Source organism: Gordonia sp. GN26 (assembly GCF_054823965.1).
The window spans coordinates 116,303-124,773 of sequence record NZ_JSYC01000016.1 but is presented as its reverse complement, the minus strand read 5'-3'; the positions used below and the strand labels follow the sequence as shown (position 1 = coordinate 124,773).

Genomic DNA, 8,471 nt, shown 5'->3' with positions numbered 1-8,471 from the left:
CCGCAAGCTCCGGGGCTACTCAGGGAGCGGTGGACAGCGGGAGTCGCACCCAGAAGGTCGCGCCCTCACCGGGTGTCGACTCGACGCCGACCCGGCCGCCGTGCGCTTCGACCAACGCGGCGACGATGGAGAGCCCCAGACCGTTGCCGCCGCCCGAACCCCGGTGGCGTGACTGATCGCCGCGGTAGAACCGTTCGAAGACGTGTTGCGCATCCTCTGCGGTCAGCCCCGGCCCGGTGTCGGCAACCGTCAGCACCGCCTCCGACGTGCCGTCGGCGCCGGTCTCGACCGAGACCCCGACCGTGATCGACGCGTCGGCCGGCGTGTGGTTGATCGCATTGCCGATGAGGTTGCGCAGCACCTGCAGGAGTCGCGGCCCGTCCCCCGAGACCAGCGGGGGACGGTCGCCGGTCGTCACCTCGAGTCGGATGTCGCGTTCGGGAGCGGCGACGCGCGCGGACGCGACCGCCTCGGCGGCCAGGCCGAGCAGGTCGACGCCTGCCGTCGCAAGGGGACGTTGCGCGTCGAGACGCGCCAACATCAGCAGATCCTCGACGAGCAGGTTCATCCGACCGGCCTCGTCGTTGATCCGGCGCATCGCATCGGTGACGTCCGCAACCCCGCCCTGCGCATAGAGTTCGGCGAAACCCTTGATCGACGTCAGCGGGGTGCGGAGTTCGTGGCTGGCGTCGGCGACGAAGCGCCGCATCTCCTCCTCGGAGGCGCGGGCCTGACGCTCCGACGCCGCGGTGGTCGCGAAGGCCTGCTGGATCTGTCCGAGCATCGTGTTCAACGAATCCGACAGACTGCCGACCTCGGTGTCGGGGGCTGCCAACGGAACCCGTCGCGTGAGGTCTCCTGCCGCGATCGCGTGCGCGGTCTCCTCGACCCTGCGCAGCGGCCGGAGACTGGTCCGCACGAGCAGATAGCTGAGCACCCCGATGAGGGCCACGACGACGGCGCCGATGGCGAACTGCAGCCAGATGAGCCGGCTGATCGTGGCGTCGATGTCGGACATCGGGGTCGCCACGATCGTCGTGCCGAACATGTTGCTGCGCTTGATCACCCGCCATCGTGGGCCGGCCGGCTCCGTCGAGCCGACCGTCACCGGGCCCACGTTGTCGCCGGCGAGTCCGTCGACGTTCGGCGCATGGTCGAACTGGTTGTAGACGTCGACCGCCGCGGTGCCGGCCGGCCCCCGGAGGGTCGACTCCACGTAGTACGGCGAGGGCGGACGACGCGGCCCAGGCGGACCCGGACGCGGATCGTTGATCGGCGATCGTGGTTCGGCCCACGTGCGGGTGGCATTGACCAGCCCGTCGTCGGCGCGCGAGATGAGGTCCTGCCGCATCGACGACGTGACCGCCACCCCGGAGGCCAGCAACCCGACGACCACGAGCGCGAGCGTGAGCGCAACCAGGGAAAACCGGAGTGGTACACCGCGCCTGCGGGCCTCGGGGGTGGCCATCAGTCGCGCGGCTCGCGCATCACATAGCCCACACCGCGCAGGGTGTGGATGAGACGCTTGTCGCCGTTGTCGAGTTTGCGACGCAGGTAGGAGACATAGGACTCGACGACGTTGACCTCGCCGCCGAAGTCGTAGTTCCAGACGTGGTCGAGGATGCGGGGTTTGGACAGCACCGTGCCCGCGTTGACCATGAAGTAGCGCAGCAGGGTGAACTCGGTCGGCGAGAGCTGGACCGGCTTTCCCGCCTTGAAGACCTCGTGGGTCTCGTCGTCGAGTTCGATGTCGGCGAAGGTGATCCGGGACGGATCCTTCTGTTCCTCGCCGAAACCGCTGCGACGCAGCAACACCTGCAGTCGTGCGACGACCTCCTCGAGGCTGAACGGCTTGGTGACGTAGTCGTCGCCGCCGATCGTCAGGCCGTTCACCTTGTCCTGGACCGAGTCGCGGGCCGACAGGAAGAGGGCCGGCGCCTCGACCCCGTCCGCACGCAGACGGCGCAGCAGTCCGAAGCCGTCCATGCCCGGCATCATCACGTCGAGGATCAGCACATGGGGCTTGCTGGTGCGGCACCGGTCGATGGCGGCCGGACCATCGGCGGCCGTGTCGACGTCGTATCCCTGGAACTTCAGGGACACCGACAGCAGCTCGCGGATGTTCTCCTCGTCGTCGACGACGAGAACCTTCGCGCCGCGCGCGTCGTCGTTCCTGGTCGGTCCGGTCACACTCCTACTGTGGCAGAGCCCGCTGGCACCTCACTGGTCGGATGCTGGGAGGTTGCTGTGAGCTCTGACCTGCGAAGGCGTCACCCGCGGGTCACGCACCGGTGTCGCCGTAGGCTGCGGCGATGGTCTCCGATTCACGCCACCGCGAGTACGTGGGGCTCTGGGGCCAGCCGTCGGGCGAGTCCTGCCACTCTTCCTGCCTTCCCCACGGCAGTACATCGATGAGCGCGAAGGTGTACCCGAGTTGCTCGACACCGCGGCCGGTCGTGTGCCAGGTGCGGTATACCCTGTCGCCGTCGCGGAGGAAGACGTTGACGGCAAACCCCTCCCCCGGCCCCGCGCCGACGTCGGCGGAGAAGGTCGTGCCCGCCGACGAGTACCAGTCCATGCGGTTGCCGACGCGCTTCTTGTAGGCGAGGGCCTCGTCGATGGGACCGTGGGTGATGATCACGAACCGGGCGTCGTAGTCGCCGAGGAAGTCGAGCCGGTCGAACTGCATGGTGAATCCGGTGCACCCCGAACACTGGTAGGTCTCACCGGGAAACCACATGTGGTTGTAGACGATCAGTTGGGAGTGCCCGTCGAAGACGTCGACCAGTCGGATCGGGCCGTCGGGTCCGGTCAGCGTGTAGTCGGGCATCTCGACCATCGGCAGCCGCCGCCGCTGCGCCGCGATCGCGTCGAGTTCGCGCGTGGCCGCCTTCTCGCGGACCCGCAGTTCCTCGAGGGCCTTCGCCCAGGTGTCCTGGTCGGTCACGGGTGGTAGTTGATCGCTCATCGCGGTGCCTTTCGCTCGACGCGGGGTTCTCGCAGAGGCAGACCGCGGCTCGGGGCTCGACTCATCGCTCTCGACTCATCTCTTCCGCATGTACGGCGCGGCGTAACCGATCTTCATGGAGCCGTCGCCGAGCCACGCCGCGAGCTCCTCGGCCCGCACGTCGAGTTTCCGCCGGGCGTCGGCGGGCAGGGCCTCGAGCGGGTGGATCGCGATCGAATTGTCGTCGCGGCGATACCAGCCGCCGACGATCCGGCCACCCCACCATGCGGTCTGTCCGCCGTTGCCGACGGAGTCGAAGACTTCGGGGCCGTGATCGCCAAGGTAGAAGCCGCGCTCTTTGAAGCCCATCGTCGTGGGGTCGAGTTCGGGGAGCAGCACGGCTTGCGGCTCGCAGTTCTCGTCGGTGTCCAGATCGTCGGGCAGCACATGTCCGATGCCGCCCCCGTCCAGATCGACCTCGACGGTGCCGAGATCGGCGAGGGCAGCCCGCACCGCGGTCTTGGTGGAGCCGAGCCACCACACGAGATCGGTCTCGGTTCCCGGCCCGTAGGTGCGCAGCCAGCGTTCGACGAGCGCCCGGTGGCCGTCGTGCACGTTCGGCGCGTCCGGGGTCTCGCCCAGCCACACCTTCATCGACGTCCATGCCGGACGGGACAGGTGCCAGCCGAGTCGGTTGGGTCCGCGCACGATGGCTCCGGATGCGTCGAGCATGTTGAGCACCCGCGGACCGAAATGACTCTTTCCCGCCCACGACGTGCCCTCACCGAACGTGATCGCGCCCTCGAGGATGGGCAACCGGGAGCGCAGTTCGGTCGACGTGAGCGACTCACCGCCGGCGAGTTCGGCGAGGACCGCGTCGCGCGCGGTCTCGATCCAGCCCTCCGGGTCGTCGACGTCGGGACTGCGGCGGAGATCGCGGAGCATGTTGGTGCGCTCGGAGGCGGTGATCCGGGGCCCGAGCGCACCGATCGCCTCGGCGAGGACGTCACGGGGGAAGGCGAAGAGTGTCCGGCGCATCGCGAGGTGTTTGACGAGGGTCCGGTCGTCGTAGAGCGCGGTGTCGATGTGGCTGCGGGTCAGACCGTCGACCCGCGCCCACGCGGACAGGTAGACCGTCGAGGGGGTGGTGGCGTGGAGACCGACCATCGTCGCCGCCGCCTCCACGACGGTCCCGGCCCGCGACGCGGCGTCGAGGTGCATGCGGCGCATCAGCCGGGATCGGCGCGCGGTGTCGGTGATCCGGGGGCGCACTGGCATGCCGCGATCCTAGTGAGCCGACACGACGACCCGGGAACAAGCGGCGAGCCGGGAGAAGAAGAGGGGAAGCGGGTGCCGGAGACCGGCCGACCCCCATCGACCCGGTGTCCGGCACCCGCCCGGTTGCGTGGGCCGGACGACACACAGCCCCCGACGGGCAGTGCCTGAGAACACCTCCGTGTGTCCTGCGACCAACGCATCCTTGCGCTCCCGACCCCCGTCAGGAACGCCCACCAAGGAGACCCCACCCCGCCACTGGAGTACAGCCCCGGTCCGGAACGACGAGCGAAGAACGAGGTCAGAGGGCAAACGGACTATCCGGTCCGGACACGGCCGAATCCGGTTCCGGAGGCGTTCAGGTCAGATGACCTGATGACTCGACCCCGACGTGGCCGTCGCCACCATCACCCCTCCGACGGTGGCGCGCCGGGGTCGCCTGTCGCATGATGGACCGGTCGATCAGTCGTGCGGTCAGAGCGTGGAGTCGGGTGAGTGGATTTTGGTGAAGCGCTCGCGCGCCTTTTCGTGCAAGCGGGACGCCCCACCCTCCGAGCGGCGGCGGCCCGGGCAAAGGTCTCCGCGCAGCGGATCAGCGACTGGCGAAACGGCCGGCATCTCCCCCGCGACTTCGCGACCGTCGAACCGCTCCTCGTCTGGCTGACGTCCCGCGCGGTGGCGGCAGGCGTCGCCGAGGTCCTCACGATCCCCCAGTGGAGAGAACTGTGGGACCGACACCTGAACCAGGAGGCACCGGGCACCCCGGAGCCGCCCACCCGGCACTCCCGCCCCTACGCCGGACTGGCGCCCCTCACCGCCGCCGACAGCGAGCTGTTTTTCGGACGCGACGACCTCGTCGGCACGCTCGTCGACACGATTCTCACCGCCGGCTCGCAGCCCGCGCCGCTGTCCCCGTCCTCCCGGCTGGTCGTCGTCACCGGGGTGTCGGGCTCGGGGAAGTCGTCGTTGCTGCGCGCCGGCCTGGCCCGCGACCCGCGGATCTCGACCCCGCGCCTCGCCGAGGTCACCCCGGACGGTCTGTCCATCGCCCCACCCGTCGACGGCGAGGCCGACGCAGTCGTCGTCATCGACCAGTTCGAAAACATCTTCTCGCTCCCCGACGAGCCGCGCTCGACCACGATGCGCGAGGTCGAGGAACTCGCCGTCGACACCGTCGTGGTGGTCGGCATCCGCGCAGACTTCTTCAGCCAGTGCGTGGAGTACCCCGTCCTGGCAGATGCCTGGCAGCACCGCTGCGTGATCGTCTCGGAGATGACGCGCACGCAGCTCCGCGAGGTCATCACCGCCCCGGTCCGCCTCGCCGGCGGGCGCATCGAGGCCGGCCTCGCCGACGTGATGATCACCGACCTCTACGAGGCGTCGACGGTCGGGGATCGCGCCGGGCGGCTTCCGTTGCTGGCCCACGTCCTGCAGGCCACTTGGGCACGACGCTCCGGCAACCGCATGACGCTGTCCGGGTATCGCGCGACCGGCGGCATCGCACGCGCAGTCGCGGACACCGCGGAGGCCGCCTGGGAGGCCATCGCCCCCGAACATCGCGACCTCGCCCGCGCGGTCCTGCTGTCGATGGTCCACGTCGGTCCGGCCGGGATCGCGCTGCGGGTGCCGCTGTCCACCTCGACCCTCAGCAGCCGCTTCCCGCCGGAGGTCTCGACCGTCATCGACGAGTTCGCGCAGGCCCGCCTGCTGACGGTGTCCGCGGAGTCGGTGATGCTCGTGCACGACGTGGTGCTGACCGCGTGGCCGCGTCTCGCCACCTGGATCGCCGACGACTCCGACACCCACGTCTGGTGGCAGCAACTCGACGCCGACACCCGGTCGTGGGTGGCCAATGGCCGTAGCCGCTCATTCCTCTACACCGGATCGCGACTCGACGACGCCAAGAGCCACCGCGAAGCGCTGCGCAGCAACTACGAACACCTGCTGAGCACGGAGAACGACGAGTTCCTGGACTCCGCGGTCGCGATGCAACGACGCCGCCGGCTGCTGCAGCTGGGTGCCGTCGCGGTGATCGTGATCCTCGCGATCTCGGCGTCGATCATCGCGGTTTTCGGGTTCCGGCAGGCGCACGACCTCCGGCAACAGCGCAACGCCGCGGAACGGGCGGCCCTGCTGTCCCACATCGACAGCATGGAGCACTCCAACCCGTCGCTGGCCGCTCGCCTGCTGCTCGTCGCCCATCAGCTCTACCCCGACGACCCGATGATCGTGGGTCATCTGCGCGGCGCGGCCACCAGCCCGCTCGCGACGCAGGTCACCGGCCACACCGGACCGGTCTACGACCTGGCCTTCGACCGGACGGGCCGCCATCTCGCCTCGGCGAGCGGCGACCGCACGGTCCGCATCTGGGAGAGCACCGACGCCACCCCGAGGTATCGCGAGGTGGCAATCCTGCGCGGCTTCGGCAACTACGTCACCTCCACCGCCTTTCACCCCACCCGACCATTGCTCGTCACCTCGAGCGGCGACGGCGCGGTCCGGATGTGGGACCTCTCCGATCCCGGCCGGCCGGCGCTGCGCGAGACGGCGTCGCTGCGCCGCGGCACCGTCTACATGGCCCGCTTCTCCGCGGACGGCCGGACACTCGCCGCCTCGTCGGACGACGGTTCCATCACCGTGTTCGCGGTGTCCCCGACGGGGACCCTGCGCGAGACCGCCGTGCTCCTGGGACACGACGCCGCCGCACGCACACTGTCCTTCAGCCCCGACGGACGGCTGCTCGCGAGTGGCGGGGACGACCGCGCCGTTCGTCTGTGGACCACCGGCGAGAAACCCGCACCCGTCGGCGAACCGATCTCCGGATTCCCCAGCATCACACACGCGGTCGCCTTCAGCCCGGACAGCCGTTCCCTGGCCGTCACCGGAGACAGCCCGAACGCCCAACTCTGGGACGTGACCGAACCGGAGTCCCCGCTGCCGCTCAGCACGTCGCTCCCGACCGCGACCGCGGGCTCCTGGTCCATCGCCTTCGACCCGACCGGTTCACAGATCGCCTCGGCCCGCGCCGACGGCATGGTGCGGGTGTGGAACACGACCAACCGGGCTTCGCCGACGGCCCAGTGGGCGCTGCAGACCGCGTCTGAGCAGGGTTCGGTCCGTACTTTCTCGGCCGCTTTCGACCCGACCGGTGAGCACCTGGTGTCCGGGCGTTCCGACGGGACGATCGACGTCTGGTCTCTGCCCGACCGCTCGGTCCCCGACCGCGGCGGCACGATCAGCGGGGTGGCCACCGACCCGGCGCAGCGCATCCTGGCGACCGTCGGCTCGGACACCACCCTGAACGTGTGGACCCTGGCCGACGGCGAGATGTCGTTGCGTTCGCGCACTCCCATCCAGCGTCGGGTCAACGACCACCCGCGCGTCTCTGTGAACGATCGCGGCACCCTCGCGGCGACGGCGAACAACAACGGCGGTCTCGTCGAACTGTGGGACATCGGCGACCCGGACACGCCACGGGCCGCGGCCCGGTTGCCCGTCTCGACGCGGTACTCCTTCCCGGTCGCCTTCGCACCCACCGGCGACGTCCTCGCCACCGGTGACACCGACACCACGATCGCGCTGTGGGACACCTCCGATCCGACCTCGCCGAGTCGGATCGGCGCTCCCCTGCGCGGCCCCGTCGACCTCATCCGCAGCGTCGCCTTCAGTCCCGACGGCACCCGCGCCGCGGTCACCTCCGACGACAAGCGGGTTTATCTCTACGACCTGGACTCCGGCAACCCCGACCCGGTGGCGGTGATCTCCGACGACACCCCCGTCACCCAGGCGGCCTTCGACGACGACGGAGAGGTCCTCGTCGTCGCGGCCCGCGACCTGTCCACCTGGCGACTACCGACCACAGACACCGACGGCGGGCCCGAACTGATCGATCGCCACGGGGACATGTTCGCCAACACACTGTCCATGTCGCCCAACCGGATCGCCGTCGGCACATCCACGCACGAGCTGATCAGTTTCGCACTCGCCGACGACGGCACTCTCGATGACCGACAGTCGGTGGGGACGCTGCTCAACTCCACCGACACCACCACGACGTGGCAGGTCCCGGTCCGGTTGCCCGCGGACGACGAGATCATCGCCGGCGGCGACACGACAGGCAGCGTCTACGTGCACACCCTCGACGTTCCCGAGGCCCGCGAATGGGTCTGTGCGAACACGGTTCCCATGACCGAGGCGCAGCGTGCGGCGTATCTGCCCCACGCCTACCTCAAAGGCGACTGCGACTGAC

At 69.6% G+C, this 8,471-nt stretch carries 5 protein-coding genes; 1 reads left to right on the top strand and 4 read right to left on the bottom strand.

All coding sequences use genetic code 11. The annotated features are described in order from the left end of the window. Positions 1 to 19: 19 nt before the first annotated feature. The 4 genes from OK17_RS06105 to OK17_RS06090 all read right to left on the bottom strand — a co-directional run bounded on the left by OK17_RS06105 (position 20) and on the right by OK17_RS06090 (position 4,225). On the bottom strand, positions 20 to 1,468 hold the full coding sequence (locus OK17_RS06105) for a sensor histidine kinase (RefSeq protein WP_461416945.1): 1,449 nt from the start codon (positions 1,466 to 1,468) through the stop codon (positions 20 to 22). After that, complete coding sequence (locus OK17_RS06100) at positions 1,468 to 2,190, bottom strand: response regulator transcription factor (protein WP_461416944.1); 723 nt, start codon at positions 2,188 to 2,190, stop codon at positions 1,468 to 1,470. The genes OK17_RS06105 and OK17_RS06100 overlap by 1 nt, the downstream gene beginning before the upstream one ends. A 91-nt stretch (positions 2,191 to 2,281) precedes the next feature. Beyond that, the gene (locus tag OK17_RS06095; protein ID WP_461416943.1) at positions 2,282 to 2,968 is read right to left on the bottom strand and encodes a DUF899 domain-containing protein; all 687 of its coding nucleotides are present in this window, start codon (positions 2,966 to 2,968) and stop codon (positions 2,282 to 2,284) included. 75 nt (positions 2,969 to 3,043) lie between these two features. Beyond that, complete coding sequence (locus OK17_RS06090) at positions 3,044 to 4,225, bottom strand: winged helix DNA-binding domain-containing protein (protein ID WP_232715980.1); 1,182 nt, start codon at positions 4,223 to 4,225, stop codon at positions 3,044 to 3,046. A gap of 492 nt (positions 4,226 to 4,717) precedes the next feature. Here OK17_RS06090 and OK17_RS06085 point away from each other — a divergent pair, with 492 nt between their 5' ends. Further along, positions 4,718 to 8,470, top strand: a complete 3,753-nt coding sequence (locus OK17_RS06085) for an NACHT and WD repeat domain-containing protein (protein ID WP_461416942.1) — start codon at positions 4,718 to 4,720, stop codon at positions 8,468 to 8,470. Position 8,471 lies beyond the last annotated feature (1 nt).

What these genes read in the sequence shown, in the direction of transcription:
- OK17_RS06105 (WP_461416945.1), bottom strand. Translation starts at nt 1,468, where the DNA reads ATGGCCACCCCCGAGGCCCGCAGGCGCGGTGTACCACTCCGGTTTTCC.
- OK17_RS06095 (WP_461416943.1), bottom strand. Translation starts at nt 2,968, where the DNA reads ATGAGCGATCAACTACCACCCGTGACCGACCAGGACACCTGGGCGAAG.
- OK17_RS06090 (WP_232715980.1), bottom strand. Translation starts at nt 4,225, where the DNA reads ATGCCAGTGCGCCCCCGGATCACCGACACCGCGCGCCGATCCCGGCTG.